Genomic DNA, 26,156 nt, shown 5'->3' on the forward strand with positions numbered 1-26,156 from the left:
AACGCCAATTATGACATGGCGTTGCGAAAACGGTCTCTTCGTTGTATTTTTATGTCTCAAACGGGCGACTTTGAACATGATTCAAAGCCGCCCGCTTGCCACTGGTCAAGAATCACCAACCCTGATGATTTGCTACGCAACGCTTACCAAAAAAGCGTCAGGCGATGCTTATCCTCAGGCCCGCATTGGCGCGGCGGCGACGAGCGGCAACGCCCACAAGGCCGAAGCCCGCAATCAGCATCGCCCAGGTCGCGGGCTCAGGCACCGCTTCGGAGAACATCGCCGGGTCCAGATTGCCCTGGTAGGTGCCCAGATGCACCTGACCGCCCTGGTTGAAGCTGCCGGCCACGATCGAGCCTTCCAGATCGGCGCGGTTTGCGAGCGCCGCATAGGGGGCCAGGATGGAGCCGTGCGTCATACGGTTGACGTTCAGCCCGGTCGCGTCCGAGAAGTTCCAGATGATGTTGTCGTTCAGCGCCGCATTCAGGCCGCCGATCGAGTTGGCGTTCCAGTCATACTTGCCGTCACCGGTGATGTTGATGAGGATCGTCATCGCCGGGTCCGACACCTTCATGTCGAACTCGCCGAAGTTGAAAAGGCTGTCGGACATGTTGAAGACCGAATAGCCCTTGCCATTGTCGACGGCGTTGAAGGTCAGACGGCTGCCGAACACGCTGGTCGAGTTGCCGGCGGTGGCTTCCAGCCCGGCCAATTCCACCGAAAGCGCCTTCAGGTCGGCCGACAGCTGCGACTGTTCGGCGGTGAGGCCGGCAACCAGCGGCTGGGTGAAGCTGTCGCCCAGGTTGAATTGCGAGGAGGCGCCGTTCGAGTTGAAATTGCCTTCCTTCTTGCCGCCGGCCTGAATGGTCGAACCGTTCGAGCCGTTGATGTTCTTCGCAACGCCGCCGATCTTCACCGTCGCGCCCTGGGCGTTCAGGTTCACGCCGCTGTTCAGGCTGCCGCCCACGATCAGGCCGGGCTTGGAAGCGGCGTTGGTCCCGTTGTTCAGGTTGATGCCGTTGCCGGTCACATTGCCCACCACGGTCAGCGTAGCGCGCGACGAATCCGTCGCGCCCTGCGATCCGCGACCGGTGCCGAACGTGGAACCGTTGCTCAGGTTGCCGCCGACGAAGGTCTTGCCTTCGACATTGGAGCCGCCCTTCATGTCGCCCAGCACGATCAGGTTCACTTCGCGCATGGCTTGCAGGCCGGCGAGCGGGTCACCCACGGGAGCGGCTGCCATTGCAGGCATCGAAACGGTGGAAACGAGCGCGCTGGCAAACACGCCAGCAAGAAGGCGGGAGTTCATTTGCATCCTCATGTCGGGAGACGGCCTCTTGCCGCCACCAATCATGTGGATATTGACGGCCCGATTTTCCAGACCCTGCGAACGTTAACCAATGTTACGGCCGCTCTACAGGCGTAAAAACGCCCTGTTGCGACGCCGTGCTGCAACCCCTACTGCCCCGAAGCCGGCAAGCATAAGACCCCATGTCGCTGGTTCGGGAACTGAAGCGATTCCAATCTGTTCTGCGACGCGCACGGCAATTGCCCGCTGCACGTCGGTGGTTACATGGATGCCGTCGAAACTCAGATATCCGGTGCAGTCGATATTTGGCGATGGCGTCTCTCCAACCAGGCAGGGCGTCACGAAATCCAGTGTTGCCGGCAGGCCGAACTGGGTGGGATCGGCCAACAGATCGTTGAAGAAATCGAAATAGTCGAAGCGATAGAGGCTGGAGCCGAGCAGGTCGAAACCGGACTGCGCGGCATCCAGGCTGGAGTTGAGCAGACCCTGCAGGAACTGCCCTTCCACTTCGGTCGGGTTCGGCACGCCGGCGATCAGGATATGCTTGGCGCCAGCCGAGGCCAGCCCCAGCGCCACGCCGGTCATGTTCTGCACATAGGCGGTCTGCACCGCGGAAATGGCGGCCGCCTTGTCGGCGGGCGAAAGACCGGGATCAGCGCCGATCTCCTGAATGTAGTTCACATCATTGTTGCCGAAGTTCAGCACATAAAGCGCGCCGGCATCGACGGTCAGGCCGAAAGTCGCCAGATAGCCCTGATAGAAGGCGACCTGTGTCGGCAGGCCGGGGATGGTGCCCAGTGGCTGCACATCGTCGCCCGAAGCACGTGCGCCGCCGACGGCGAAATTGGTTGCGCCCAACGTGAAGGGCGGCGGCACCACCGCGGCGCCGACATTGAAGGCTTTGGTGGGCCTGCCGAAATTCGCATAGCCCAGATAATCGATCCAGGTCGGCCCGTCGGAGAAGCGGCCCTGCCAATAGCCCTGCGAGGCGGGCGCGAACGCGCCGCCGGTCGCCCGGTTCACAGCGCCCGCATCAACGAAACTGTCCCCGAAGATCACGAACTGCGATGGCGTGAACGCGGCCTCGGCAGCGGTCGGCAAGGCGACGACAAGCAGCGCCGATGCCAGCATGGCAAATCTCTTCATGCGCGATTCTCCCCCGAAACCCTCATCGGAGGCTCTCACTTTGCCTGGCACTCCGCAAGATGGTTAATCCTGATTCAGGAATGCCGCGGCCAATCCCCGGTCTGGTTACGCGCCCAGGTCGCCTGCCGCTTGGCATATTGGCGGGTGTCCAGCTTCCACCGCTCGATGGCCTCCGCTTCGGACAATTCACCCGCCAGCAGCGCCAGCAGCGGCGGCACGCCGATGGCGCGCATCACCGGCAGCGCCGGCGGCAGCCTGCGCGCGGCCAGCCGCTCCACTTCGGCCAGCGCGCCTGCCCTCCACATCGCCTCGATGCGGCTATCGATGCGCTGCACCAGCACGTCACGGGGAACCTCTACCACCAGCGGCTCCAGCTCCACCTCGTCCAGCAGGCCGCCCTGCGGAGAGGCCAGCTGCCAATCGGCCAGCGATCGGCCGGTGGAGCGGATCACCTCCAGCGCGCGGGCGTTGCGCTGGGTATCGTTGGCGTGAAGGCGCGAAGCCATGGCCGGATCCTCTGCCTCCAGTGCCGACCGCACATCCAGAAGCTGGCGAACATTTGCCCGGACTTCCTGGGATATCGGCGGAACGGCGGCGATGCCCTCCAGCAGCGTGCGCAGATAGAGGCCGGTGCCGCCGACGAGGATCGGCAGCAGCCCGGCCGCATGGGCGGCGGCGATTTCCGCGCGCGCCAGTTCGGCCCAGCGGGCGGCGGTGCAGGCCTCCGCGCCATCGATGGCGCCGAACAGGCGATGCGGGGCCTGCTGCATTTCCGCCGCGGAGGGCCGGGCCGAGAGGATGGAGAGGTCGGCATAGACCTGGCTGGCGTCGGCGTTGATGACCACGCCTCTCCGCTCAGCGGCCAGCTTCAGGGCCAGCGCCGACTTGCCGCTGGCGGTCGGGCCTGCAATGACGGCCAGCGGAGGCCTTAACCCTGACATGCTGATCTGCACCCTGATTTCACCCACCGGCTTGTCGCAGGCCGATATCGATGCCGCAAGCAATGCCCTCGGTTCGATGGGCGGAATCCTTTCCGCCGAAGTGGCGCTGGACCCGCCGTTTGCGACCGATCTGGTCGTGCGCGGGCTCAGCAAGTCTGCGGCTCGGACGTTGCTGGAGGCTCTGCCGGGCATCGATGTCGTCGTGCAGCCTGCCGGCGGCGTGCGGCGGAAAGGGCTGCTGGTGGCGGACATGGACTCCACGATGATCGGGCAGGAATGCATCGACGAACTGGCGGATTTCGCCGGAAAGAAGGCGGAGATCGCCGCGATTACCGAGCGCGCCATGCAAGGGGAACTGGACTTTGCCGAGGCGCTGGATGCGCGGGTTGCGGCTTTGGCGGGGCTGGAGGCGGATGCCATTCGGCAATGCCTGGAAGAGCGGATTTTCCTGACGCCGGGCGCCCGTACCTTGATCCAGACCATGAAGGGGCTTGGGGCGCGGACCGTGCTGATTTCGGGTGGGTTCACGGCTTTTACGGAGACGGTGGCTTCGTTGATCGGGTTTGACCGGCAGGTTGCGAACTTGCTCCATGTTGAGGCTGGCAGGCTGACCGGGACTGTCGGAAAGCCGATTGTGGATTCTGCGGTGAAGCGGACGACGCTGGTTGCGGAGCGGGAGGCTTTGGGATTGGCGGAGGAGGCGACGCTGGCAGTGGGCGATGGGGCGAACGACATTCCCATGCTGGAAGCTGCCGGGCTGGGCATTGCCTATCATGCGAAGCCCAAGGCAGCAGCGGCGGCCGACGCGGCCGTGCGCGTCGGCGACCTGACCAGCCTGCTATGGGCGCAGGGGATTCCCCGCTCGGAGTGGACTATCGACCAGTAGTTCCCTGGCGGATGAAGCCGCGGACGTCGTCCGTCAGCTTCACCAGATCGGCTTCACGGACGTACATCATGTGGCCGGCATCATAATAATGATATTGGATGCGGTCCTGCGGGATGCCGGTGCGCTGCAGCGAATATTCGGCGGCGAAGAAGGGCGTGGCGAAATCATACCAGCCCTGCCCCACGAAGACGCGAAGCCCTGAATTCTCGCGCAGCGCCTTGCCGATATTGGGGGCGAGGTTGAGATAGGCGTTGTCGTCGCGGCCGCCGATGCGCCAGTCCCAGTCGCTGACGCCGCCGATGGTGACATATTGCTTCGGCGTATCGAACTTCAGGTCTTCGCGGGCATAGGCGTTCATCGCCGCGGTATAGCTGGCATCGATGCCGTAGAAGCTGGGATCGTTGTCAGGCCCCTCGCCGGCGTTGTCGTAGTCCTTGCCGGTATAGCGGGAATCGAGGCGGCCGACGGTGACTCCGCGATCGCGCAGCAGCTCCTTGTAGAAGCGGTCGGGGACGACGCGGAGATCGGCTTTTTCCAGATAGTCTTCGGAAAGGCCGGTGTAACGGGCGAGCTGGGTGCGGATCTGCGCGCGTTCGGCGGCGGGGAGCTTCTGGCCCCTGGCGAGCGCGGTCAGATAGGGGCCGATTGCCCACTGCCGGGCTTCCTCGACGAAGGCGGCGACGTCTGCCGGCTTGTTGGCGACCTTGTTGTGATACCAGGCGGTGGCGGCCATCGAGGGCAGGTTCGTCACATAGACCAGCTCGTTGCCGGGCGCCTCTGAGCCGAGGGCGAAATCGAGCACGGTGGAGATGAGGATGATGCCGTTCAGGCCGACATCATTGTAGCTGCCCTCCAGCTCCTTCACGAGCGCAGCGGAGCGGGTGGTGCCATAGCTTTCGCCGCCGATATATTTCGGGCTGTTCCAGCGGTTGTTGGTGCTGAGCCATTTGCGGATGAACTGATCGATGGACTTGGCGTCTGCCGTGACGCCCCAGAAGGTCTTCGGATCGGTATCGCCCAGCGCGCGGGAGAAGCCGGTGCCGACGGGATCGATGAAGACGATATCGGTGACATCGAGCAGGCTGTGCGGGTTGGCGATGAGCGGATAGGGGGGCGCGCCGTCATCGCGGGCGTCGCTGGGGATGGCGACGCGCTTGGGACCGAAGGCGCCCATGTGCAGCCAGAGCGAGCCGGAGCCGGGGCCGCCGTTGTAGAGGAAGGTGACGGGGCGGTTCGTGTCCTTGCCGTCCTTTACATAGGCGGTCGAGAAGATGGCAGCGGTGGGCTTGCCCTTCGCGTCGGTCAGATAGGTCTCGCTGGCGGTGGCGGTGTAGCTGATCGACTTGCCGTTGAAGGTCCCGGAGTGCTTTGTCACCGAGACATTGGGCGGCGGGATTTCGGCAGGCGCTTCCTTGGCGGCATCGGCTTTCGCATCGGGTTTTCCCTGTGCGTGCAGCGGTGCGGTGGCAAAGGTGGCGGCGAGGCCGGCGGCGAAGATGGGTGCGACGAGTTTCTGGATCATATTGGCTGGATTGCACCGCCGCGCGCGCAGCGCAAGGCCCCATCGACTGATACCATTATGGTAATTGTTCCACGTGGAACAAATCCAACAATATTGGGCTGATTTTGTACAGGATCAAACGCTTGCACCCGACTGCGTAGGAGAAAGTTACAAGATTCCACCGTTTGCCTTGTATCTACGCCGATCCCATGGCTGATCTGTGTTGCCTACTTGCAGGCCGTATTCTCCGTGTTGTTACAGACAAGAATGGGACCCAGCACTGCCAGCCTTGCCTCGGCTTCTTCAAACGGAATCGGCGCCTTGTCGGTGTAGGGTTTGCCGCGATACGCATACTGAACGGTGTAGATATTTTTGTCGTCCCGCAGGACATAGATAAACGCCTGCTCGCCAACTTCTCCGGCAGCCGTCGGCGAACGGCCACAGCCCATGGTGACAAGCCTGACCTTTGCGTCGCCGAAGTCAGGCCGGTCTCCCAGATCCTTGAATACCGAGGGCGAGCAGCGGGCAGAGGGATCAAACTTGGAGCCGATCTGCTCCATGGTGACAGGAAGCGCGCCAACGTCATTCATCGCAACCACCGTGATCATCTGCTTCCAATCATGGACGGTTTGCCCATCCGGTACATACTCCGCCAGATACATATCCGCCGATCGCTGGATCGATCCTGGAACAAAGCCTCGGGGAATTTTAAGATTTACGAGCCGCCCGAAGAGCGTGGTTGGGATGCTCACAGACTTCACTTCCGAGGCCTTAGGATCGGCCCAGACGTCGCGGAACATCTTGGCCATCGCCTCGACTTCTCCCGGTGTAGACCCGGACTGCGCGCGAACAGGGGAAAGGCCGGCGACCATCGTGATGGCAGCGAACACAAACGCAAAACGGAACATCAATCCTCCGGACACAGGTACAACCTACAACCAGTTCGGCCTATGCGAAGACTATTGGCTAGGCCAGTGCCTTTTTCAGTAGTTCATTGACCACAGCCGGATTAGCCTTCCCGCCCGACGCCTTCATCACCTGCCCGACGAAGAAGCCGAAGAGCTTGTCCTTGCCTGAGCGGTATTCGGCCAGCTTGTCGGGGTTGGCTGCCAGCACTTCGGCGATGGCGGTTTCCAGTGCTCCGGTGTCGCTTACCTGCTTCAGGCCGCGGGCTTCGGCGATGTCGCCGGGGTTTTCGCGGGTTTCGAGCATGATCTCGAACACCTGCTTTGCCAGCGGGCCGGAGAGGGTGCCGTCTGCCATCAGGGCGAGGAGTTCGCCGCCTTGGGTGGGGGTTACAGGGCTGGCGCTGATGTCGAGATCCAGCTTGTTGAGGGCGCCGAAGAGGTCGCCTGTCATCCAGTTGGCGGCGCGTTCGGCTACGTCGATTTCCGGCTTGCCCTGCCGTCTGGCGCTGTCGGCCAGCAGCGTTTCGAACCAGCGGGCGTGTTCGGCGTCTGCGGTGAGGACGCCGGCGAGATAGGGGCTGAGGGCCAGTTCATTCTCATAGCGGGCGCGCTTGGCGGCCGGGAGTTCGGGGAGGCTCGCCTTGCATTCGGCGATGAATTCCTCGGTCAGTTCCAGCGGCAGCAAGTCCGGCTCCGGGAAATAGCGGTAGTCGTGCGCGTCTTCCTTGGAGCGGAGCGAGCGGGTTTCCTGGGTTTCGGGATCGAACAGGCGGGTTTCCTGACGGATTTGGCCGCCGGATTCCAGGATTTCGACTTGCCGCTTCGCCTCGGAGACGATGGCCTGCTGGATGAAGCGGATCGAGTTGACGTTCTTGATCTCGCACCGCGTGCCGAAGGGGGCGCCGGGCTTGCGGACGGAGACGTTGACGTCGGCCCGCATCGAGCCTTCCTGCATGTTGCCGTCGCAGGTGCCGATGGCGCGCAGGATGGAGCGGAGCTGGCCGACATAGGCGCCGGCCTCTTGCGGCGAGCGGATATCGGGCTTGGAGACGATTTCCATCAACGCCACGCCGGAGCGGTTGAGATCGACGTAGCTCATTGTCGGCGACAGGTCGTGGATGGACTTGCCGGCATCCTGCTCCAGGTGGATGCGCTCGATGCCGACGGTGGTTTTCTGGCCGTCGTCGGTTTCAACCTCGATTGCGCCCTCGCCCACGACGGGGTGCTGGAATTGCGAGATCTGGTAGCCCTGCGGCAGGTCGGCGTAGAAGTAGTTCTTACGGTCGAAGCGGCTCCAGCGGTTGATCGTGGCGCCGAGCGCGAGGCCGGTGCGGACGGCCTGGGCGACGCATTCGCCGTTCAGCACGGGAAGCATGCCGGGCATGGCGGCATCGACGAGGCTGACCTGGCTGTTTGGCTCTGCGCCGAATTCGGTGGCGGCGCCGGAGAAGAGCTTGGAATTGGACGTGACCTGGGCGTGGACTTCGAGCCCGATCACGAGTTCCCAGGGGCCGGTCTGGCCTTCGATGGTATAGGTGCCGGCGGGGCCGTCGGTGTAGGGGGTGGTCATGCGCGCGTAATGGCGCGCGGGCGGGCCGGAGGCAAGGTGCCTTAGGTGCGCAGGCGGGGCAGTTTGCCGGCGTTCAGCAGCGACAGCAGGCGCGGGGCGGTGCCGCGGAGCGCGAACGACATGGCGAAGGCGGCGGCGATGGCCAGAGGCGGCTGGATCAGGAAGATGAGCGGCAGCCACTGGGTATCGTCCGGGAGGACGTGCCCGAGCGCGCGGAATAGCAGGAAGTGTGAACAGAAGGCGAGGAAGATCACCGATTCGACGCGGGCGATGCGGCTGTAGGCGCCGGAACGCTGCAGGGCGAGGCAGGCCATCCAGACCAGCCAGGCGACGGCGAAGCGGGCGCTGTTGGAGAGGAGCTGGATGAAGAGATCGTGGCTGCCCGCCTTCTGCGGAAGGGGAAGCCAAACGCGCAGGGTGCAGATGATCAGCACCACCGCCGCCACCCAGGTGGGCCAATCCAGCCGCACCTTGCGCGGAACCTGCCAGTGGAGCGCGAAACCGATGCCGACAAGATAGAAGAGCAGCAGCTGCGGGCGGAGGATGATCGGCTGTTCGGGGTGAAAAATGGCGAAGGCGGCTGCCAGCGCCAGCACCGGCCAGGGGGCGAGTTGCATCAACCGGATGAGGATTGGCGACAGCAGGGCGCAGACGAACATGTCCCGCAGGAAGGCGAGCGGGAGGGTTGCTGGACGGCCGGTGAGGGCGAAGATGCTGTTATACCAGGGTTCTTCGATCACATAATCGGGCAGGTGGCCGCCAAACAGCGTGACCGCACCCCAGATCATCAGCAGCAGCGCGCCGTTCCATAGCCACATCGGCACCAGCAGCGTGCGCGCCTTGTCGGCGACGACTTCGCGCCAGTTCCTGCGGCGATAGCCGGCGGTGACGAGCAGGTAGCCCGAGATGATCGTGAGCAGCGGAACTGAGGAGCGGCCAAGAACATCGACCAGCAGGTGGACCACTGTACCGAAGGAGCCGGTGAAGGCGTCGTCTGGGGATTCAGCCGCGCCGGCCCAGGCGTGAACGTACATCATGAAGAAAATCGCCACGGCGCGGGAGACGACAATCGCGCGCATGGCGGACGGGTCCATGGCGACTGCCGGGGGCGGCGCGGTGAAATCGGGGACGCGAGTTTGGATTTCCGCGTAGCCGTCGGCTACCGAAAAGCTTCCCTCTGGCACAGTGGCCAGCCGTTCAGACCGATTATACCGTTGCCCGGCCATAGACCTTGCCCATTGAGTCTAGCTTGCCCCCGCATATTCGACGGAAACAAGGTTAACGCATTGGGCCGGTCTAAGCTACCACCAATGTTGCGGTGCAGCAGTGAACCCGGCGCGGCATTCCAACGCATGGCCGGCATCCAGCACGCCCTGCTCGTCCAGCGGTTTGCCGATGATCTGCAGGCCGAGCGGCAAGCCTTGTGAATCGAGGCCGGCCGGAATCGACATCGCCGGGAGGCCTGCGAGCGAGGCGGGGACGGTGAAAACGTCGTTCAGGTACATGGCGATCGGGTCGGCGGACTTGGCGCCGAGGCCGAAGGCGGCGGTGGGGGCCGTGGGGGTGAGCAGCAGGTCGCAGCTTTCCCAGGCGCGCTCGAAATCCTGCGCGATGAGGGCGCGGACCTTTTGCGCCTTCAGATAATAGGCGTCGTAGTAGCCGGCGGAGAGGACGTAGGTGCCGATCATGATGCGGCGCTTTACCTCGCCGCCGAAGCCGGCTCCGCGGGTGGCCTCGTACATGTCGTTCAGGCTGCCGCCGGGGGGCGTGACGCGCTGGCCGTAGCGAACGCCGTCATAGCGGGCGAGGTTGGAGGAGGCCTCTGCCGGGGCGACGATATAGTAAGTGGGGAGTGCTTCCCTGGTGTGGGGGAGCGAGACTTCGACGATTTCGGCGCCGGCGTCCTTTGCCCAGTCTATGCCCTGTTGCCACAGCGCTTCGAGCTGCGGGTCCATGCCCTCCACGCGATATTCGCGCGGGATGCCGATGCGCTTGCCCTTGAGACTGCCGTTCAGCGCTGCCGCCCATTGCGGGACCGGGGCGTTGATGGAGGTGGAATCCTTGGGGTCGTAGCCGGACATCGCCTCCAGCATGATGGCGCAGTCGCGGACGTCGCGGGCCATGGCGCCGGGCTGATCGAGCGAGGAGGCGAAGGCGATGACGCCCCAGCGCGAGCAGCGGCCGTAGGTGGGCTTGATGCCGGCGATGCCGGTGAAGGCGGCGGGCTGGCGGATGGAGCCTCCCGTGTCGGTGCCGGTGGCGGCCGCGCAGAGCCGGGCGGAGACAGCGGCGGACGAGCCGCCGGAGGAGCCGCCGGGGACGAGGTTTTCGCTGGAACCATCCGCGCGCCAGGGCGAGATGACCGGGCCGTAGGCGCTGGTTTCGTTGGAGCTGCCCATGGCGAATTCGTCTAGGTTCAGCTTGCCGAGCATGGCGGCGCCGGCTGCGAACAGCTTTTCGGTGACTGTGCTGTCGTAGCGGGGCTTGAAGCCTTGCAGGATCTTGCTGGCGGCGGTGGTTTCGACGCCCTTGGTGCAGAAGAGATCCTTGATGCCGAGCGGGATGCCGGCGAGCGGGCCTGCGGTGCCGGCCTTGAGGGCGGCGTCTGCGGCGTCTGCGGCGGCGAGGGCGTGATCGGGGGTTTCGACCAGGAAGGCGTTCAGTGGGCGCGCGGCTTCGACGGCGCTGACGTGCGCGGAGACGAGTTCGCGGGCGGAGAATTCGCCGGCGGCGAGGCCGGACTGCATCTTGGCGAGCGAGAGATCGGTGAGGGCGGACACTATTCGATCACCTTCGGGACGGCGAAGAAGCCGTGCGCGGCCTCCGGGGCATTGGCGAGGACATCTTCGGCGATGTTGCCATCGGTGACGACATCGGCGCGCCATTCGCGGGTGATCGGCATCACCGCGTTCATCGGCTGGGTGTTGCCGGTTTCGACCGCCTGCAGCTGATCGATCCAGCCGAGGATATTGTTGAGCTCGCGCGTCATCTTCGCGCCCTCTTCCGGCGCCAGTTTCAGGCGCGCGAGACCCGCTACGCGGGCTACCATCTTGTCGTCTACTGCCATGGGAGGAGCGCCTAGCAGCGCGGGTGGGTTGGGGCAATTGGGGTTTGGGGTGTGAAGGGCGGAGGGGGATTGAGATTTTGTTGTCGCGGGGGAACGCTTCCGAAGTTTCGCGCCCCCCCTTTTCCGCGAGCTGCCCTTTGGTAGGAGTTGTCGGGGGTGATTTGGCGTTCTGTCCTCAGATTTTCAAACTGCGCCGCATCGCTTGAGTGACGCGCTGACCCGTGTCATCTTGTTTGTGGCTTTGGCGGAGAGTGCAGAGTGCGTATCTTCTTGACGTTGATGTTGTTCAGTATAATCACGTTTCCAGCGCATGGTCAGTCTGCAAGACCAATTCGCATTTCTCACTCGGGCAGCGATAATATCGGCCAAATTTTGGCCTTTCAGCTACGCGAACAAATCGCGTCCTCAAAAACACTTCGCCCTGCCGGCGAGCACGACTATCCGCGGTTCGAAATAGTGTTTGTAACAATGAATCCGGACAATGATCGATCCACGCAAACGATATACAGTGCAACTTTAATTTTGTCTCCAAAGGATGGAGAATTGAAGTTTTTTGCGAGTTCTTGGGTCGGCGTTTGCGGGAGCTCTCGGACAAAAGAGTGCGCAACCGGAATTATTGCTGGAGCTCAAAGTTTTCTGGAAGAGTAGTCAAGAGTTTCGAAATTCTGAGAATTCTGGCGACGATACAACATTTCCACATGAATCAAGTTTGGTAGTTTATACAAATGACGGCCGACGCGTTGCGAATACATGTGACCATGCGAGTGAGTGAGCGATGCAGTTTGTCCATGACGCACACGACTGACTTGCTTCCCTAGGCCACAATCAGGCTATATGCTTGCTGCCGTCCCGTTTGCCGATGAAGATGATTGGGCGGGTGCCGGGTGGTTGGACGTGCAATTCCAGCTTGCCTCCGGTGGCTTCGATGAAGCGGCAGAGGGCGGAGAGGTAGACGTCGGTTTGGCGCTCGAAATTCCTTTGCTCCGCGATCGAGAAGCGCCGAAGCTGTTGCGCATCCTGCTACCAGCCCAGTTCCGCGTGCGATCCCAAGCGTACCAGTTGCAATGTCTCGTCGTCGGGCTTGCGGTAGATGAGCACCAGATCCGGCTTGATGTGGCAATCCCGGTGGTCGCGCCAGTCTCCGGTGAGGGCGTGATCGCGGTGACGCGGTTCGAGTGGTGCGTCATCTGCCAGCAGAACGATCACCGGGAACAGGTCGTCGTCCAACGTTGCGCGATGCTGGCCTTTCTTCTCCCTCTTGTAGTCGCGCTTGAATTGTCCGGTGCGTTCAATCGTCCGCATTAAGATCGGACATCAGGTCGGCGATCGAGCCGACGCGCTTGGCCTTGCCTTCCCGCGCTTCCTTCATTGCCGCAATCGTGGTGGCGTTGGGCGTCAGCGGTTCGAACGGCAAGGCCTTGTCGCGGGCGACGCGGATGAGCATCAGGCGCACGGCATCCGACACGGTCAGCCCCATGGCGGCGAGCACGGTCGCGGCTTCGTCCTTCACGGTTCCATCGATTCGGGTCTGGACTAGGGCATTGGCAGCCATGGGATTCCTTTCTGCATTACATTGTAATTCACGAAGAGGGAGTTTTCAATGTGCTGATCAGTCTCCGGGCGGCCCTACATAGTCCGCACCGTATACTGCCTTGCGGATGTCGGTGTGGAGGGTGCCGTCGAAGGGGATTACCTGGACGAAGAAGACTGTGGCGAGGTGGTTGGCTGGGTCTACCCAGAATAGGGTGGAGGCCATGCCGTCCCAGAAATATTCGCCTGTTGCGCCCCGGTTTTCGCCGGGTTTGGGTTGGCGGTCTCTTACGGCGAAGTCGAAGCCGAAGGCGCCTCCTGCCTTGCCTGGCATCCATTGTCGGTCGGTGATCGCCGGGTCGAGCTGGTTGGTGGACATCTGGTGGACGGTGGAGGGTTTGAGGATGCGGGCGCCTTCCAGTTCGCCGCCGTTCAGGAGCATTCTCGCGAAGCGCATATAGTCGTCTATGGGGGCGACCAGGCCTGCGCCGCCCATGGTCATTTTCGCGCCGGGGAAGTTCATCGCGCGGAGTTGCGCGTCTGGCCAGCGGGTGAGTTTGCCATCTGCGCCCTTGGTGTAGGCGATGGCGAGGCGCGGCAGGCGGTCCATTGGCTGGTGCCATGCCGTTTCGGTCATCTTCAGCGGGCTGGTGATGTTTTTCGCGACATAGTCGGCAAACGGCATGCCGCTGAGTTTTTCGACGAGGAGCGCCTGCACGTCGACCGCGGCGCTGTAGTGCCAGATGGTGCCGGGATCGGCGACCAGCGGGACGGTGGCGAGTTTCGTGCCGAATTCGGACAGGCTGTTGGTGAGCGCCAGCGGGTCGGCCTTTACGAAGGCTGCCTCTGCGGCGCTGGGGCCGGGGCCATAGGCAAAGCCCGCCGTGTGGCGGAGGATGTCGCGGACGGTGATCTGGCGTTTGGCGGGGCGCCAGACGGGGTTGCCCTGCGCGTCGGTTCCGTTCTGCACCTGCATGTTTGCGAATTCGGGGAGGTAGGTGGCGAGCGGGTCGTCGAGCTTGAACTTGCCCTGTTCCCAGAGCTGCATCAGGGCGACGCCGGTGACCGGCTTCGTCATGGAATAGATCTGGACCAGCGTGTCGCGGCTCCAGGGGCGGTTGGCTTCGCGGTCTGCGAGGCCGGTTTGCCCGTAATAGACTTCGCGGCCGTCCTTCCAGACGAGGGCTGCGGCACCGGTGGCCCGGCCAGTTTTGACCATATCGGCTAGGGCTGCGTCTATGCGGGCCTTGTTCAGCTGGACCTGTTCGGTGGGAGCCGGCGGGCGGGCCTGTGCGGCGGGCGCGGCGGCGAGGACGGCACAGGCGGCCAGAAGTACGGCCCAGCGCTTGTTCGGATTTGTCACTTGCCCTCCCCGGGGTTGTTGCGTGAAGCTTGTGTATGGAACAGCGACTCTCGATCGTCACCCTGGGAACTTCCGATCTGGGGCGGGCGACCGCCTTCTGGGAGGCGATGGGGCTGGAGCGGAAGGGGAAATATGGCGGCGTCGCCTTTTTTCAGCTGAACGGCGTGGCGCTGGCGATCTATCCGTTCGAGAAGCTGGCGGAGGATTGCGGGCTGCCGGGCGGGGTTCCGGCCGGGGGCGTGACGATTGCCTATAATACGCGGAGCGAGGCCGAGGTGGATGCCGTGCTGGCGGAGGCCGTGGCCGCCGGGGGCAAGCTGCAGGTGGCGGCGCACAAGGCCTTCTGGGGCGGCTATTCGGGCTATTTTCTGGACCCGGACGGGCATCCGTGGGAGGTGGCCTATAACCCGTTCTTTGAGCTGGGGCTGGATGGAGAGGTTATTTTGCCCGCTTGAATATACGGCACGACTTCCAAATTGATCGTTGGGACTGTATTTCCTTAATATAGGAAATATCTATACCTTTCATCTTGCTTGATATTATCCATTCTCCCAATTGATCAGAAATCATTTTATATCCGGGCATATCTCGCACGCCCTCCCAAATTTGCATGTCTCCTATCAATTGTTTTGATAGAACTATATTGTCCAGATTTCTATTTTCCGGGTACCGACGGGATTTGTATTGATCGGATAATATGCTTTGATCGACGTCTATTGTATCTGCACGGTTTGCCACATTCAACAAATAGTATGGCGTTTGTAATTCATTGCCGTCTGGGCCCAGTACTGCAGGGCCACGTTTCCGCTGCACTGTAAACGGGAACAGCTGGTGACGATTGGGCTCAAGCTCTTCAATCTTGTCGCGAACCCTTTGACTGACCGCCATCCAAGTCTGGACTACGATGAAGTCGGTCATCCGCTTGCGCCCTGTCTCCGGCGCCGCCATCGAGGGCATGTCGGCCGGGTCGTAGAGCTTCAGCTCCCCGCTATTAAAAAAGGCCGAATGGAAGTGCTGATCCTGGACAAACTTTACCGGGCATTGCCAGCGGTAGTCGCTCGTTATCTTGATATGGTACGCCATACTCGACCTTGCTTATCCGACACACGCCGTCGCTTTTTACGAACGATATACGACTATTTGCACCAGACAAGCCAATTGATATAGTTTTCAGGCTGCTTGGGCGGCCATTTTCTGCAGGGCGATTGCGAGGCGTTCGGGTTCCTGGGCGCCCATTATGAGGCCTTTTTCGGCGAGGATCATGGCGGGGACGCCGGTTATACCCATTTCCTGCCAGCGTTGTTCGAGAGCCCGGACTGCGGGAGCGTAGCGTTGGTCGTTCAGGATTTCCTCTGCTTCGGCGCGGTTGAGGCCGGCTTTTTCGACGGCGGCGAGCAGGATCTCGCGGTCGGAGATGTCTTCGCTGCGGCTGAAATAGGCGTCGAAGAGGGCGAGTTTGAGCGCTGTCTGCTTCTCCGTGTCTTTCGCCCAGTGCAGGAGCTGGTGGGCGTCGAAGCTGTTGTAGATGCGCTTGTCTGGCGAGCGGTCGAACGCGATGCCGAGCGGGCGGGCGATGGAGTCCATGTGGCTGCGGCTGGTGGCGGATTGTTCGCGGGTGGCGCCGTATTTGCGGGCGATATGTTCCGCGACGTCTTCGCCTTCGGGAGCCATTTGCGGGTTCAGCTCGAACGGATGCCAGCGGATGTCGGCCTGAAGGCCGGCGATTTCGAGCGCCTTTTCGAGCTGGCGGTAGCCGATCAGGCACCAGGGGCAGACGACGTCGGAGATGATGTCTACCTTGATGGCCATGGGTTCGCTCCGCTGATTGAGAATGGCGCATATTCGCGCTAGGGGGCCGCGATGTCCACACAGCCTGCCGCCCGGCCGGGGGGAATCCCCGACCGAAGAACCTTTGCCATCATTTCGCACCCCGATGCCGGGAAGACGACGCTGACCGAGCGGTTGCTGCTGGCGGGCGGCGCCATCCATGCGGCGGGCGAAGTGAAGGCGCGCGGGGCGGCGCGGCGGGCGCGGTCGGACTGGATGAAGATCGAGCAGCAGCGTGGAATTTCCGTCACTTCCTCGGTGATGACGTTCGAGCGGGACGGCTTGCTGTTCAACCTGCTGGATACGCCGGGGCACGAGGATTTTTCCGAGGATACCTATCGCACGCTGACCGCCGTCGATTCGGCGGTGATGGTGATCGATGCGGCGAAGGGCATCGAGGCGCAGACTTTGAAGCTGTTCGAGGTGTGTCGCCTGAGGAACGTGCCGATCATCACCTTTGTGAACAAGGTGGACCGCGAGGGGAAATCGCCGTTCGAGCTGCTGGACGAGATTGCCGACAAGCTCGCGCTCGACGTGTGCCCGATGAGCTGGCCGGTGGGACTGGGGGGCGAGTTCGAGGGGCTGTGGGATATCGAGCGGCAGCGCTTGCAGCGGCCGGATGGGTCGCTGGTGGCCGGACCGCTGGAACCTCTGGTTTCGGGGCCGATTTACGAGCGGGTATCGGAAGAGCTGGAGCTGGCGGAGATGGGCTATCCGGCGTTTGATGCGGCCGCCTATCGGCATGGGGATCTGACGCCGGTCTATTTTGGCTCGGCTTTGCGCGAGATTGGCGTGGAGCCTTTGATCGAGGCTTTGGCGCGCTTTGCGCCGGGGCCGCGTCCGCAGCCGGCTGAGCCTCAGCCGATCGATCCGGGTTCGCCGACGGTGACGGGGTTCATCTTCAAGGTGCAGGCGAACATGAACCCGATGCACCGGGACCGGGTGGCCTTCATGCGGCTGTGTTCGGGGAAGTTCAAACGCGGGATGCGGCTGAATCAGGTGGGGCGTGGCAAGCAGATCGCCGTGCATTCGCCGGTGCTGTTCTTTGCGCGCGACCGGGAGGTGGCGGACGAAGCCTTTCCCGGCGACATCATCGGCATTCCGAACCATGGGACGCTGCGGGTGGGCGATACGCTGACCGACGGGCCGGACGTGACGATCACCGGGCTGCCGAACTTTGCGCCGGAAATCCTGCGGCGCGTGGCGCTGAAGGACCCGACCAAGACCAAGCAGCTGAAGAAGGCGCTGGACGACATGGCCGAGGAGGGCGTGATCCAGGTGTTCGTGCCGCAGATCGGGGCGCAGACTGTGGTCGGCGTGGTGGGGCAGCTGCAGCTGGAAGTGCTGATTTCGCGGCTGGAAGTGGAATATAAGGTGGAGGCCGGGTTGGAGGCTTCGCCCTATGATACCGCGCGCTGGGTGGCTTCGGATGATGCGGCGGCGGTGCGCAAGCTGACCGAGGAGCATCGCAGCCAGATCGCGAGCGACCGCGATGGCTTCCCGGTGTTCATGGCGAAGGACATGTGGGACCTGAATTATATTCAGGGCCGGCATCCGGCGGTGCGGTTTTCGGCCACGCGGGAGCGGAACTAGCGCCCGTCGAGTTTTCGCCCTGCCCCCACCGCCACATAGAGCAGCGGGACTGCCAGCACCCAGATTATCGCCTTGGCGGTCAGCTGGCCGCCGATCACCGGCAGCAGCGGAAATTTGCCGAGGAAGGCGATGGTGACGAAGATCAGCGTATCCACCGTCTGCGCGACGAGCGCCGCCACGGTTGCGCGAAGCCACAGCATGTGGCCGCCCGGCTGGCCGCGCATCCAGGTGAAGATGGTGACATCCAGAGTCTGCGAGATGCCATAGGCGACGATGCCGGCGAGGATCAGGCGCATCGACGAGCCGAACACCTCCTCGGCGACGGCCTGCCCGCCCCAGCCCTGCGCCGGGGGTAGCGCCAGCACCAGTTGCATCAGGCCGATGGAGACGAGCAGCGGCACGAAGCCCATGAACACCATGCGCTGGGCGACGGCGCGGCCGTGCAGTTCGGCCGTGGCGTTGGTGATGACGATGGCCAGCAGGAAGCCGAAGACTCCGCCTGGCACGGCCAGCGGGCCGATATCGAAGATGGGGCCGAGCTTGATGAGCTTGAAGCCGAGCACGCCGGCTACGACGAGCAGGCCGCCATAGAGCACCGCAAATTGCTGCAGCGAGGCTGCGGGCTTCGGTTGTGCGTCTTCGCTCATGCGTCTACCTGCTTCATGCGATCGCCTAACATATAGAAACGTGCCGTCAGCCCGCCGCCCGAGACGAGGCTGGCGATGATGACGGCCCAGATGATTCCGTCCAGCCCCCGGCCCTGTTGAATTGCCAGCCACCAGGCCAGCGGGATCATCACCACGACATAGGAAATGAAGTGCATGCCCGTGGGCCACCAGATGTCGCCGCGTGCGCGCAGCGCATTGGAGGCGACGACCTGTGCGCCGTCGGCCATGAAGAAGAGACAGGAGAGGAGGAGCGCGCTGCCGGTCATGGCCAGCAGCTTCGGATCGCTGGTGTAGGCGCGCCCGACGAGGCCGGCATCGAGGAAGACGATGACGGAGAGCAGCAGCAGCACGACCATCGCAAGGCGCATGCCCATGCCGAAGGCGCGCTTGACCGAGGTGACGCTGTTCGCGCCGACCGAACGGGAGACAAGGACTGCGGTGGCCGCGGCAATGCCCATCGGCACCATGAAGACGGCGGCGGCGACGTTCGTCACCACCGCCCATCCCGCGACGACGAGGACGCCGAGCTGGGCGGCGATGAAGTTCATGCCGGAGAAGCTGCCCGCCTCGATCGCGTAGGAGAGGCCCGAGGCATAGCCGATGCGGCGCTGCTCCTGTGACTCGGCGGGGTTGGGCGGGCTCTTGCGGAAGACGCCGACTTCGTGCGCGACCGGCCAGCGCCAGATGAACCAGCCGAGCATCGCCATCAGGCAGATGCGGGCGACCAGCGTGACCCAGCCGGCGGCGACCGCGCCCGAGACCGGGAAGGGCGAGGTGCCGGGGATGACCCACAACGCGAGCACGAGGTTGATGCCGTTGGCGATCCACATCACGACCATCGGCACCTTGGGCTTGCCGTGCGCCTCCAGCCAGAACCACATGGAATCGGCGACGAGATAGGGCGTGAGGCTGAGCGAGAAGACGATGAGAGCAGCCGATGCCCCGGCCGCCAGCGATGGGGTGAGGCCGATGTGCTGCAGCGCCCAAGGCCCCAGCAGGATGAGGGCGACAGTGGAGGCAAGGCCGATCTTCACCGCGTAGGAAATGCCGCGGCGGAGGACGGCGCCGGTTTGCTCGGGCGTGCCGGCGCCGATGTGGCGGGCGGTGAGCACCTGCACGCCAAGCAGCAGGCCGATGCCGGCGACCAGCACGGTGACGGTGGGCGCCCAACCGAGCGAGTGATACCCGAGCTCGGTTGCGCTATACTGGCCGACGACGATGGCATCGGTGATGCCCATCGCCATGATGCCGAGGCGCGAGAGGACGTTCGGCCCGGCCAGGCGCAGCAGCTCGGCGTAGCTCCCTTCGGGGGCTCCGCTGAGGGCATGTTCTTGGGGTTTCACTGCTGCGTCCATCGCGGGCCCATAGCGAGCTTCGCCGGTTGCGAAAAGCGGGGGCGCCCTCTAGCACGGCGGCTCTTTTCCCCGATTCCCCCAAAACCCTCCCAATCCCCCTCAGGAACAAGGACCGCCATGTCGACCGCCAACGTCCACGCCGAGCAGCTGAAACTCTTTATTGAGCGCATCGAATCGCTGGAGGAAGAAAAGCGTGGGATCGCCGACGACATCAAAGGGGTCTATGCGGAGGCCAAGTCGAACGGCTATGATGTGAAGACCATGCGGGCCATCATTCGCCTGCGCCGGATGGACAGCAATGCCCGGGCGGAAATGGAAGCCCTGCTGGAAACCTACATGTCGGCGCTCGGGCTGACACTCTGATCGCCGACCCCTTTGATGGGAGGCGACAAGATGACTGCGGCGCTGGAAGTGTGGCGCGCCGCGGCCTGACCCCTAATTGAGGGGGCTGGCGGAACGGCGTTTTCCGGGTCTATCGTGGTGGAATGAAGGCGACATTCACCCTGAACGGCGCTGCGCACAGCGCCGATGCTCCGGCGGAAACGCTGCTGAGCGAGTATCTGCGCGACTGGCTGGGGCTGACCGGCACGCATATCGGCTGCGACACCAGCCAGTGTGGAGCCTGCAACGTGCTGGTGGATGGCGAGAGCGCCAAGGCCTGCACGCTGCTGGTGGCGACGCTGGATGGGGCGCGGGTGACAAGCATCGAGGGGCTGGGGACGCCCGAACATCTGCATCCGATGCAGGCGGCATTCCGCAAGGCACATGCGCTGCAGTGCGGGTTCTGCACGCCGGGGATGGTGATTGCCGGCATTGCCATCGCGGAGCGGCATGGGGCCGATGTTTCCGAGGAGACCATCCGCCACGAGCTGGAAGGCAATCTGTGCCGCTGCACCGGGTATCAGAATATTGTCGAGGCAATCCGCATCGGCGCGCGCGAGATGCACGCTGCTGCAGGCGAGACGGAGTGAGCCATATGCTGAACTGTGAGACGGAGTAACGCCGATGCATCCGTTCGAGCTGGTTCGGCCGGCAAGTATTGCTGCCGCGACTGACGCCTTTCAGGGCGATGCGGCGTTTCTGGCTGGTGGGCATACGCTGATCCCGGCGATGAAATCGCGGCTGCGGGCTGTGGAGCGGCTGGTGGACCTGACCGCCATCCCCGGCCTGTCGGGGATTGCTGTCGAGGGTGATCGGCTGTGGGTGGGGGCGACCGCGCGGCATGCGGCGGTGGCTTCTTCAGCGGTGGTGAAGGAGGCGATTCCGGGGTTGGCGGCTTTGGCGCAGCTGATCGGCGATCCGCAGGTGCGGAACCGGGGGACTTTGGGCGGATCGGTTGCGAACAACGATCCGGCGGCCGACTATCCGGCGGCGCTGGTGGCGCTGGATGCCGTGGTGGAGACGAGCCAGGGGACGCATGCGGCCGACGATTTCTTTCAGGGGATGTTTGCCACGGCGCTGGCGGATGGCGAGATCGTGACGCGGGTCGGGTTCCGCATCCCCGAGGCGAGTGCCTATGCCAAGCACCGGCATCCGGCGAGCCGCTATGCGCTGGCGGGGGTGTATGTGGCGCGCTTTGCCGAGGGGGTCCGGGTGGCGGTGACCGGCGCGACGACAGGCGTGGTGCGCTGGCCCCAGGCGGAGGCGGCTGTTGCTGGTGGGGCTAGCCTCGCCGGGATGGCGCTGGAGTCGGACGAGCTTTCCTCTGACATCCATGCCGGGCCGGAATATCGTGGGCATCTGGCGGGCGTGATGCTGCGGCAGGCAGTGGAGAAACTGGCATGATCATTTCGACAACTCCCACGCTGGAGGGGCGGCCGGTGCGCGAATATCTGGGCATTGTCGCCGGGGAGACGATTGTGGGCGCCAATGTGGTCAGGGATTTCTTTGCCTCCATCACCGACGTGATCGGCGGCCGGGCTGGCGCCTATGAGGAAGTGCTGGGCCGGGCGCGCGCCGAGGCGCTGGAAGAGATGAGCGACCGGGCGCACGATCTGGGTGGCAATGCCGTGGTGGGTGTGCATCTGAGCTATGAGGCGGTGGGGCAGACCGGATCGATGCTGATGGTTACCGCCACCGGGACTGCGGTGAAGGTCTAGCCAATCGGGCCTTCGCTGGCTAAGGCGCGCGCATGGCAGGACATTCCAAATTCAAGAACATCATGCACCGCAAGGGTGCGCAGGATGCTAAGCGCTCGAAGGTGTTTTCCAAGCTGGCGCGTGAAATCACCACGGCGGCGAAGGGCGGCAATGCCGATCCGGCGTTCAACCCCCGTTTGCGGGCGGTGATCGCGGCGGCGAAGGCCGTTTCGATGCCGAAGGACAATATCGACCGGGCGCTGAAGAAGGCCGAAGGCGGCGACGCGGAGAATTACGAGGAAATCCGTTACGAGGGCTTTGGCCCGGGCGGGGTTTCGGTGATCGTCGAGGCGCTGACCGACAACCGCAACCGCACGGCTACCGATGTGCGCACGGCCTTTTCGAAGAATGGCGGCAATGTCGGCTCTTCCGGATCGGTTTCGCACGGGTTCGAGCGGCTGGGGCTGATTACCTATCCGGCGAGCGCCGGCGATGCCGACAAGGTGTTTGAAGCGGCGCTGGAAGCCGGTGCCGACGATGTGGAATCGGGCGAGGACGAGCACGAGATCTGGACCGCGCCCGACGCGCTGCACGAAGTGGCGAAGGCGCTGGAAGCGACTTTGGGCGAATCGTCTGGTGCCAAGCTTGCCTGGCGGCCGAAGGAATGGACCGAGGTTGGCCCCGATACCGTGCAGCAGCTGCTGAAGATGATCGACACGCTGGAAGACCTGGACGATGTTCAGAATGTCTATGGCAATTACGACGTGCCGGACGAGGTGCTGGCAAACCTGTGAGAAAAAATGGGCCTGTGATCCGCATCATCGGCCTTGACCCGAGCCTGTCGCGAACCGGCTGGGGCCTGATCGAGGCCGAGGGGAACCGGCTGGTGCATGTGGCGCACGGGGCGATTGCGACAAAGGCCGGAGAACCGCTGACGGCCCGGCTGGGGGTGCTGCACGCGGCCCTGTGCGCGGTTCTGGCCGCGCATGGCCCGCAGGAGGCGGCCGTCGAGGAAGTGTTCGTCAACAAGAACCCGCAGAGCACGTTGAAGCTGGGGCAGGCGCGGGGCGTGGTGCTGCTGGCGGTGGCGCATCTGCCGGTGGCAGAGCATGCGACGCGGCTGGTGAAGAAGGCCATCGTCGGCACCGGGGCGGCGGAAAAGGCGCAGGTGATGGCGATGGTGCAGCGGCTGTTGCCGGGGTGCGGGCCGCTGGGCGAGGATGAGGCGGATGCGCTGGCGGTGGCGATTGCGCATGCGCATTTGCGGACGGCGGCAAGGATCGCAGCGGCATGATCGCGTCGCTCAAGGGCTTTGCACAGCATGTTGGCGCCGATCATGTGGTGATCGAGGTCGCCGGCGTGGGCTATCTGGTGCAGGTGTCGGCGCGGATAGCGGACCGCTTGCGGGCGCAGCCGATCGGCGATGTGAACATCGGCGATATTGCCGCCGGGCGGCCGCAGCCGGTGTTCCTGTTTATCGAGACGCAGGTGCGCGAAGATTCGATCACCCTGTTCGGCTTCCTGACGGCAGCCGAGCGGGAGTGGTTTCGCAAGCTGACCAGCGTGCAGGGCGTTGGCGGCAAGGTGGGGTTGGCGATCCTGGGCGCCGTGCCGGTGGAGGATCTGGCGCGCGTGGTGACGCTGGAGGACAAGGCGATGATCGCCCGCGCCAATGGGGTCGGCCCGCGGCTGGCGGCGCGCATCGTGACAGAGTTGAAGGGCAAGGATCTGCCCGGAGCCGGAACGGAGCTGGCGGCTGCAGCGGCGGTTTTGGCGGCGCCGGTGGCTTCGGCCGCATCGGACGCCGTTTCGGCGCTGGAGAATCTGGGTTTCCGCGCTCCGGAGGCTGCACGCGCTGTTGCCGAGGCGCAGCGCGAGCTGGGCGAACTGGCGACGCCGGCGCTTATCCGCGAGGCGCTGAAGCGGGCAAGTCGCTAGGCGGGCTTTTCTCAGCTCGGAAGAGGTCCCATTCGTCCACAACCCGGCCGTCGGGCAGGTGGCAATAGCCGCGCTGGCCGTTGGCTTCGGTGCGGATTTCGCTCTTGCCGCCCTTTTCGACGCAATAGACCGATGCCGGGTTGGCGAGGCCAACCGCTGGCGTTTCGGGCGGTTTTTCCGCCGGCTTCGGGGAGCAGGCGGCGAGCAGCAGCACGGCCGGAAGCGCGTATTTCATCCTATCCTCCCCAGACATCGCGATAGAGACGCAGCAGGTTGCCGCCGAGCAGCTTTTCCAGTTTTGCCTGTCCGTGGCCGCGGGCGGCCAGGGCTTCGGTCAGGTGCTGGAAGCGGTCGATGCGATTGAGGTCCATCACCAGCGGGAAGACGTCCGGGCCTTCGCCGGGGGCGGCGAAGCCCATTTTGGTGCGATATGCATTGTCCTCGCGGGCGGCCTTGCGGGCTTCGTCGTCGATTACGCGGGGGAGTGGGCCGTTGTCGGTGCCGATGCCTACATGATCCTCGCCGCACACCTTCCACGCATGTTCGATGTGGGTGACGACATCGGCGGTGGTGGGCTGCGAACTGGCGACGAGGAAGGGCATGAAATAGATGCCCACCACGCCGCCCTTGTCGGCGACGGCCTTCATGTCTGCGTCGAAGACGTTGCGGGGATTGTCGTGCAGGTCGCGGCAGCCGGTGTGACTGATGGTGAGCGGTCGTTTGGCTTGGGCGATGCCTTCGCGGATGGTGCGGGCGCCGCCGTGGCTGAGGTCGAAGAGCATCTTCTCGGCCTCGATGCGCTCGATGGTGGCCTTGGCGAGCCGCGAGAGGCCGGCGTTGTCGGGCTCGAGCGAGCCGTCTCCGGAGAGGTTGCGGAGATTGTAGGTGAGCTGGACGGCGCCGACGCCGCGTTCCTTCATGGTCTTCAGCCGGTCGAGATCGGTGCCGACCATCGACGTGTCCTGGGTGCCGTAGATTATGCCGAGCTTGCCGCTTTTCCTGGCGGTTTCGATGTCGGCGGCGGTTTTCACCTTGATCAGGAAATCCGGGTTGGCGTTGAAGACCGAATCCATGCTGTCCATGAAATCGGTCACCCGTTCCCAGACATCGGGCTGGTTGCCGACGGGGACGAGGGTGGTGCGCAGCGCGGTGACTCCTGTCTGGCGGAGCTCCTTGATGGCGCGGTCGGACAGGCGGGTCTGTTCCTCCGGGGCGTAGGGATCGCCGAGGCCGGAGAGGCCATCGATGACGATGGCGTTGGCGAACCATTTGGGGGTTGCCGCGCGCAGCATCGAGGGGGCCAGCATCGCGGCGCTGCCTGCCGCCATCATCGTCCGCCGTGTCAGCACTTGTCGCCCCTTTTCTGCCTGCTACAGACCTCACATGGACGATGCCGACAGGCTGATCAATCCGGCCGCAAGGGCCGACGATGCGGATGCGGCGCTGCGCCCGAAGAGCCTGGCCGAATTTGTCGGCCAGCAGGCCGCGCGGGAGAATCTGCGCGTGTTCATCGATGCCGCGCGGCACCGGGGCGATGCGCTGGACCATGTCTTGCTGGCTGGCCCCCCGGGGCTGGGGAAGACGACGCTGGCGCAGATTGTGGCGCGCGAGCTGGGGGTGGGGTTTCGCGCCACTTCCGGGCCGGTGATCGCCAAGGCCGGGGATCTGGCGGCGCTGCTGACCAACCTGGAGCCGAACGATGTGCTGTTCATCGACGAGATCCATCGGCTGGCGCCGCATGTGGAGGAAATCCTCTATCCGGCGATGGAGGACCGGGCGCTGGACCTGATGATCGGCGAGGGGCCTTCGGCGCGTTCGGTGCGGATCGATCTGCCGCCCTTCACGCTGGTGGGGGCGACGACACGGGCGGGGCTGGTGACGCAACCGTTGCGCGACCGCTTCGGGATTCCGATCCGGCTGATTTTCTATACCGAGGCAGAGCTGCATTCGGTGGTGACGCGGGCGGCGCGGCTGCTGGACCTGCAGCTGACCGAGGATGGCGCACGGGAGATTGCGCGGCGGGCGCGGGGGACCCCGCGGATTGCCGGGCGGTTGCTGCGGCGGGTGCGGGATTTTGCGGCCACGCGCGCCGAGCCGGTGGACGCAGGCTTTGCCGACCAGTCGCTGTCGCGGCTGGAGGTGGACCGGCTGGGGCTGGATGCGCAGGACCGGCGCTACCTGTGGATGATCGCCGACCTGTATAAGGGCGGGCCGGTGGGGATCGAGACCTTGGCGGCGGGGCTTTCCGAAGCGCGCGATACGCTGGAGGATGTCGTGGAGCCCTATCTGATCCAGACCGGGCTGGTGGCGCGGACGGCGCGCGGGCGGGTGCTGAACGCGCCGGCCTGGGCGCATCTGGGGCTCAGGGTGCCGGCCGCGCAGACGGTGCTACCGCTGGACGAGGGCGACTGACGGGAAGCGTTCGGCCGGAGCCACAAACCCCACTCTGTTCGACGAACGGCGTTCATCGAACGAC

Annotated in this window: 28 protein-coding genes and 2 pseudogenes; 11 read left to right on the forward strand and 19 right to left on the reverse strand. The window is 64.0% G+C overall.

Going from position 1 to position 26,156, the window contains the following annotated elements:
- Positions 1–157: 157 nt before the first annotated feature.
- From IM784_RS08665 to miaA, 4 genes and pseudogenes are all read right to left on the reverse strand, one after another.
- A complete protein-coding gene (locus IM784_RS08665) occupies positions 158–1,309 on the reverse strand; it encodes a collagen-binding domain-containing protein (RefSeq protein WP_199554913.1) in 1,152 nt (383 codons plus the stop codon).
- A 105-nt stretch (positions 1,310–1,414) separates the two neighbouring features.
- Positions 1,415–1,516: pseudogene (locus IM784_RS17720) on the reverse strand (PEPxxWA-CTERM sorting domain-containing protein); the annotation flags it as partial.
- Positions 1,517–1,555: 39 nt separating this feature from the next.
- Positions 1,556–2,455: pseudogene (locus IM784_RS17190) on the reverse strand (SGNH/GDSL hydrolase family protein); the annotation flags it as partial.
- Positions 2,456–2,529: 74 nt separating this feature from the next.
- A complete protein-coding gene (gene miaA, locus IM784_RS08675) occupies positions 2,530–3,396 on the reverse strand; it encodes a tRNA (adenosine(37)-N6)-dimethylallyltransferase MiaA (protein ID WP_199555076.1) in 867 nt (288 codons plus the stop codon).
- On the opposite strand from miaA, the gene serB reads away from it, so the two are divergent.
- The gene (gene serB / locus IM784_RS08680) at positions 3,395–4,282 is read left to right on the forward strand and encodes a phosphoserine phosphatase SerB (RefSeq protein WP_199554914.1); all 888 of its coding nucleotides are present in this window, start codon (positions 3,395–3,397) and stop codon (positions 4,280–4,282) included. The two genes, miaA and serB, sit on opposite strands and share 2 nt — an antisense overlap.
- Here serB and IM784_RS08685 read toward each other — a convergent pair.
- The 9 genes from IM784_RS08685 to IM784_RS08725 all read right to left on the reverse strand — a co-directional run bounded on the left by IM784_RS08685 (position 4,269) and on the right by IM784_RS08725 (position 14,221).
- Positions 4,269–5,804: a S10 family peptidase gene (locus IM784_RS08685; RefSeq protein WP_199554915.1), complete on the reverse strand. Its 1,536-nt coding sequence runs from the start codon at positions 5,802–5,804 to the stop codon at positions 4,269–4,271. The two genes, serB and IM784_RS08685, sit on opposite strands and share 14 nt — an antisense overlap.
- 206 nt (positions 5,805–6,010) lie before the next feature.
- The gene (locus IM784_RS08690; protein ID WP_199554916.1) at positions 6,011–6,691 is read right to left on the reverse strand and encodes a hypothetical protein; all 681 of its coding nucleotides are present in this window, start codon (positions 6,689–6,691) and stop codon (positions 6,011–6,013) included.
- 58 nt (positions 6,692–6,749) lie between these two features.
- The gene (gene gatB, locus IM784_RS08695; RefSeq protein ID WP_199554917.1) at positions 6,750–8,261 is read right to left on the reverse strand and encodes an Asp-tRNA(Asn)/Glu-tRNA(Gln) amidotransferase subunit GatB; all 1,512 of its coding nucleotides are present in this window, start codon (positions 8,259–8,261) and stop codon (positions 6,750–6,752) included.
- A gap of 41 nt (positions 8,262–8,302) precedes the next feature.
- Complete coding sequence (locus IM784_RS08700) at positions 8,303–9,487, reverse strand: acyltransferase family protein (protein WP_199554918.1); 1,185 nt, start codon at positions 9,485–9,487, stop codon at positions 8,303–8,305.
- A gap of 75 nt (positions 9,488–9,562) precedes the next feature.
- On the reverse strand, positions 9,563–11,041 hold the full coding sequence (gene gatA / locus IM784_RS08705; RefSeq protein ID WP_199554919.1) for an Asp-tRNA(Asn)/Glu-tRNA(Gln) amidotransferase subunit GatA: 1,479 nt from the start codon (positions 11,039–11,041) through the stop codon (positions 9,563–9,565).
- The gene (gatC, locus tag IM784_RS08710; RefSeq protein WP_199554920.1) at positions 11,041–11,328 is read right to left on the reverse strand and encodes an Asp-tRNA(Asn)/Glu-tRNA(Gln) amidotransferase subunit GatC; all 288 of its coding nucleotides are present in this window, start codon (positions 11,326–11,328) and stop codon (positions 11,041–11,043) included. Before gatC ends, gatA begins: the two co-directional genes overlap by 1 nt.
- Positions 11,329–12,348: 1,020 nt before the next feature.
- Entirely contained in the window at positions 12,349–12,630 is a 282-nt protein-coding gene (locus tag IM784_RS08715; protein WP_199554921.1) for a type II toxin-antitoxin system YafQ family toxin, read from the reverse strand.
- Positions 12,617–12,880 carry a type II toxin-antitoxin system RelB/DinJ family antitoxin gene (locus IM784_RS08720; RefSeq protein ID WP_199554922.1) on the reverse strand — a complete coding sequence of 88 codons (264 nt, stop codon included), beginning with the start codon at positions 12,878–12,880 and terminating at the stop codon, positions 12,617–12,619. The genes IM784_RS08715 and IM784_RS08720 overlap by 14 nt, the downstream gene beginning before the upstream one ends.
- A gap of 57 nt (positions 12,881–12,937) precedes the next feature.
- Positions 12,938–14,221 (reverse strand): serine hydrolase domain-containing protein, encoded by a 1,284-nt coding sequence (locus IM784_RS08725; RefSeq protein ID WP_328799490.1) that lies wholly within the window; start codon positions 14,219–14,221, stop codon positions 12,938–12,940.
- Positions 14,222–14,256: 35 nt separating this feature from the next.
- Between IM784_RS08725 and IM784_RS08730 the strand changes: the two genes are divergently transcribed.
- Positions 14,257–14,676 carry a VOC family protein gene (locus tag IM784_RS08730; protein ID WP_199554923.1) on the forward strand — a complete coding sequence of 140 codons (420 nt, stop codon included), beginning with the start codon at positions 14,257–14,259 and terminating at the stop codon, positions 14,674–14,676.
- Here IM784_RS08730 and IM784_RS08735 read toward each other — a convergent pair.
- Entirely contained in the window at positions 14,660–15,304 is a 645-nt protein-coding gene (locus tag IM784_RS08735) for an imm11 family protein (protein ID WP_199554924.1), read from the reverse strand. The genes IM784_RS08730 and IM784_RS08735 overlap by 17 nt on opposite strands.
- 87 nt (positions 15,305–15,391) lie before the next feature.
- Positions 15,392–16,030: a DsbA family oxidoreductase gene (locus tag IM784_RS08740; protein WP_199554925.1), complete on the reverse strand. Its 639-nt coding sequence runs from the start codon at positions 16,028–16,030 to the stop codon at positions 15,392–15,394.
- A gap of 51 nt (positions 16,031–16,081) precedes the next feature.
- On the opposite strand from IM784_RS08740, the gene IM784_RS08745 reads away from it, so the two are divergent.
- Positions 16,082–17,641 carry a peptide chain release factor 3 gene (locus tag IM784_RS08745; protein ID WP_199554926.1) on the forward strand — a complete coding sequence of 520 codons (1,560 nt, stop codon included), beginning with the start codon at positions 16,082–16,084 and terminating at the stop codon, positions 17,639–17,641.
- Here IM784_RS08745 and IM784_RS08750 read toward each other — a convergent pair.
- Both IM784_RS08750 and IM784_RS08755 read right to left on the reverse strand, forming a co-directional pair.
- Positions 17,638–18,288 carry a queuosine precursor transporter gene (locus IM784_RS08750; RefSeq protein ID WP_199554927.1) on the reverse strand — a complete coding sequence of 217 codons (651 nt, stop codon included), beginning with the start codon at positions 18,286–18,288 and terminating at the stop codon, positions 17,638–17,640. The two genes, IM784_RS08745 and IM784_RS08750, sit on opposite strands and share 4 nt — an antisense overlap.
- Positions 18,285–19,652: an MATE family efflux transporter gene (locus IM784_RS08755; RefSeq protein WP_199554928.1), complete on the reverse strand. Its 1,368-nt coding sequence runs from the start codon at positions 19,650–19,652 to the stop codon at positions 18,285–18,287. The genes IM784_RS08750 and IM784_RS08755 overlap by 4 nt, the downstream gene beginning before the upstream one ends.
- 129 nt (positions 19,653–19,781) lie before the next feature.
- Here IM784_RS08755 and IM784_RS08760 point away from each other — a divergent pair, with 129 nt between their 5' ends.
- The 7 genes from IM784_RS08760 to ruvA all read left to right on the forward strand — a co-directional run bounded on the left by IM784_RS08760 (position 19,782) and on the right by ruvA (position 23,680).
- Entirely contained in the window at positions 19,782–20,027 is a 246-nt protein-coding gene (locus IM784_RS08760) for a DUF2312 domain-containing protein (RefSeq protein WP_199554929.1), read from the forward strand.
- A 122-nt stretch (positions 20,028–20,149) separates the two neighbouring features.
- Positions 20,150–20,635: a (2Fe-2S)-binding protein gene (locus IM784_RS08765; protein WP_199554930.1), complete on the forward strand. Its 486-nt coding sequence runs from the start codon at positions 20,150–20,152 to the stop codon at positions 20,633–20,635.
- Positions 20,636–20,669: 34 nt separating this feature from the next.
- Positions 20,670–21,449, forward strand: a complete 780-nt coding sequence (locus IM784_RS08770) for an FAD binding domain-containing protein (protein ID WP_199554931.1) — start codon at positions 20,670–20,672, stop codon at positions 21,447–21,449.
- Positions 21,446–21,763 (forward strand): heavy metal-binding domain-containing protein, encoded by a 318-nt coding sequence (locus tag IM784_RS08775; RefSeq protein WP_199554932.1) that lies wholly within the window; start codon positions 21,446–21,448, stop codon positions 21,761–21,763. The genes IM784_RS08770 and IM784_RS08775 overlap by 4 nt, the downstream gene beginning before the upstream one ends.
- Positions 21,764–21,795: 32 nt before the next feature.
- Positions 21,796–22,536 carry a YebC/PmpR family DNA-binding transcriptional regulator gene (locus IM784_RS08780; RefSeq protein WP_199554933.1) on the forward strand — a complete coding sequence of 247 codons (741 nt, stop codon included), beginning with the start codon at positions 21,796–21,798 and terminating at the stop codon, positions 22,534–22,536.
- A 17-nt stretch (positions 22,537–22,553) separates the two neighbouring features.
- The gene (gene ruvC / locus IM784_RS08785) at positions 22,554–23,036 is read left to right on the forward strand and encodes a crossover junction endodeoxyribonuclease RuvC (protein ID WP_199555078.1); all 483 of its coding nucleotides are present in this window, start codon (positions 22,554–22,556) and stop codon (positions 23,034–23,036) included.
- Positions 23,033–23,680: a Holliday junction branch migration protein RuvA gene (ruvA, locus tag IM784_RS08790; protein WP_199554934.1), complete on the forward strand. Its 648-nt coding sequence runs from the start codon at positions 23,033–23,035 to the stop codon at positions 23,678–23,680. Before ruvC ends, ruvA begins: the two co-directional genes overlap by 4 nt.
- On the opposite strand, the gene IM784_RS08795 is transcribed toward ruvA, so the two are convergent.
- Together IM784_RS08795 and IM784_RS08800 are read right to left on the reverse strand one after the other, a co-directional pair.
- A complete protein-coding gene (locus IM784_RS08795; RefSeq protein ID WP_199554935.1) occupies positions 23,646–23,915 on the reverse strand; it encodes a putative hemolysin in 270 nt (89 codons plus the stop codon). The two genes, ruvA and IM784_RS08795, sit on opposite strands and share 35 nt — an antisense overlap.
- Before the next feature lies 1 nt (position 23,916).
- On the reverse strand, positions 23,917–25,029 hold the full coding sequence (locus tag IM784_RS08800; protein ID WP_199554936.1) for a dipeptidase: 1,113 nt from the start codon (positions 25,027–25,029) through the stop codon (positions 23,917–23,919).
- A 34-nt stretch (positions 25,030–25,063) separates the two neighbouring features.
- Between IM784_RS08800 and ruvB the strand changes: the two genes are divergently transcribed.
- Positions 25,064–26,092, forward strand: coding sequence for a Holliday junction branch migration DNA helicase RuvB (gene ruvB, locus IM784_RS08805; RefSeq protein ID WP_199554937.1), 1,029 nt, complete (start codon positions 25,064–25,066; stop codon positions 26,090–26,092).
- Positions 26,093–26,156 lie beyond the last annotated feature (64 nt).

The sequence above is a fragment of the Sandaracinobacteroides hominis genome (genome assembly GCF_016464365.1).
Lineage (GTDB): Bacteria > Pseudomonadota > Alphaproteobacteria > Sphingomonadales > Sphingomonadaceae > Sandaracinobacteroides > Sandaracinobacteroides hominis.

Excerpts from the sequence above, each read along its gene's own strand:
- IM784_RS08735 (WP_199554924.1), bottom strand. The coding sequence starts at position 15,304 with ATGGCGTACCATATCAAGATAACGAGCGACTACCGCTGGCAATGCCCG.
- IM784_RS08720 (WP_199554922.1), bottom strand. The coding sequence starts at position 12,880 with ATGGCTGCCAATGCCCTAGTCCAGACCCGAATCGATGGAACCGTGAAG.
- IM784_RS08795 (WP_199554935.1), bottom strand. The coding sequence starts at position 23,915 with ATGAAATACGCGCTTCCGGCCGTGCTGCTGCTCGCCGCCTGCTCCCCG.
- IM784_RS08745 (WP_199554926.1), top strand. The coding sequence starts at position 16,082 with ATGTCCACACAGCCTGCCGCCCGGCCGGGGGGAATCCCCGACCGAAGA.
- IM784_RS08690 (WP_199554916.1), bottom strand. The coding sequence starts at position 6,691 with ATGTTCCGTTTTGCGTTTGTGTTCGCTGCCATCACGATGGTCGCCGGC.
- IM784_RS08665 (WP_199554913.1), bottom strand. The coding sequence starts at position 1,309 with ATGAACTCCCGCCTTCTTGCTGGCGTGTTTGCCAGCGCGCTCGTTTCC.
- IM784_RS08715 (WP_199554921.1), bottom strand. The coding sequence starts at position 12,630 with ATGCGGACGATTGAACGCACCGGACAATTCAAGCGCGACTACAAGAGG.
- IM784_RS08760 (WP_199554929.1), top strand. The coding sequence starts at position 19,782 with ATGTCGACCGCCAACGTCCACGCCGAGCAGCTGAAACTCTTTATTGAG.
- IM784_RS08730 (WP_199554923.1), top strand. The coding sequence starts at position 14,257 with ATGGAACAGCGACTCTCGATCGTCACCCTGGGAACTTCCGATCTGGGG.
- gatC (WP_199554920.1), bottom strand. The coding sequence starts at position 11,328 with ATGGCAGTAGACGACAAGATGGTAGCCCGCGTAGCGGGTCTCGCGCGC.
- ruvA (WP_199554934.1), top strand. The coding sequence starts at position 23,033 with ATGATCGCGTCGCTCAAGGGCTTTGCACAGCATGTTGGCGCCGATCAT.
- IM784_RS08780 (WP_199554933.1), top strand. The coding sequence starts at position 21,796 with ATGGCAGGACATTCCAAATTCAAGAACATCATGCACCGCAAGGGTGCG.
- IM784_RS08700 (WP_199554918.1), bottom strand. The coding sequence starts at position 9,487 with ATGGCCGGGCAACGGTATAATCGGTCTGAACGGCTGGCCACTGTGCCA.
- ruvB (WP_199554937.1), top strand. The coding sequence starts at position 25,064 with ATGGACGATGCCGACAGGCTGATCAATCCGGCCGCAAGGGCCGACGAT.
- IM784_RS08685 (WP_199554915.1), bottom strand. The coding sequence starts at position 5,804 with ATGATCCAGAAACTCGTCGCACCCATCTTCGCCGCCGGCCTCGCCGCC.
- IM784_RS08775 (WP_199554932.1), top strand. The coding sequence starts at position 21,446 with ATGATCATTTCGACAACTCCCACGCTGGAGGGGCGGCCGGTGCGCGAA.
- gatB (WP_199554917.1), bottom strand. The coding sequence starts at position 8,261 with ATGACCACCCCCTACACCGACGGCCCCGCCGGCACCTATACCATCGAA.
- IM784_RS08770 (WP_199554931.1), top strand. The coding sequence starts at position 20,670 with ATGCATCCGTTCGAGCTGGTTCGGCCGGCAAGTATTGCTGCCGCGACT.
- miaA (WP_199555076.1), bottom strand. The coding sequence starts at position 3,396 with ATGTCAGGGTTAAGGCCTCCGCTGGCCGTCATTGCAGGCCCGACCGCC.
- IM784_RS08765 (WP_199554930.1), top strand. The coding sequence starts at position 20,150 with ATGAAGGCGACATTCACCCTGAACGGCGCTGCGCACAGCGCCGATGCT.
- IM784_RS08740 (WP_199554925.1), bottom strand. The coding sequence starts at position 16,030 with ATGGCCATCAAGGTAGACATCATCTCCGACGTCGTCTGCCCCTGGTGC.
- serB (WP_199554914.1), top strand. The coding sequence starts at position 3,395 with ATGCTGATCTGCACCCTGATTTCACCCACCGGCTTGTCGCAGGCCGAT.
- IM784_RS08750 (WP_199554927.1), bottom strand. The coding sequence starts at position 18,288 with ATGAGCGAAGACGCACAACCGAAGCCCGCAGCCTCGCTGCAGCAATTT.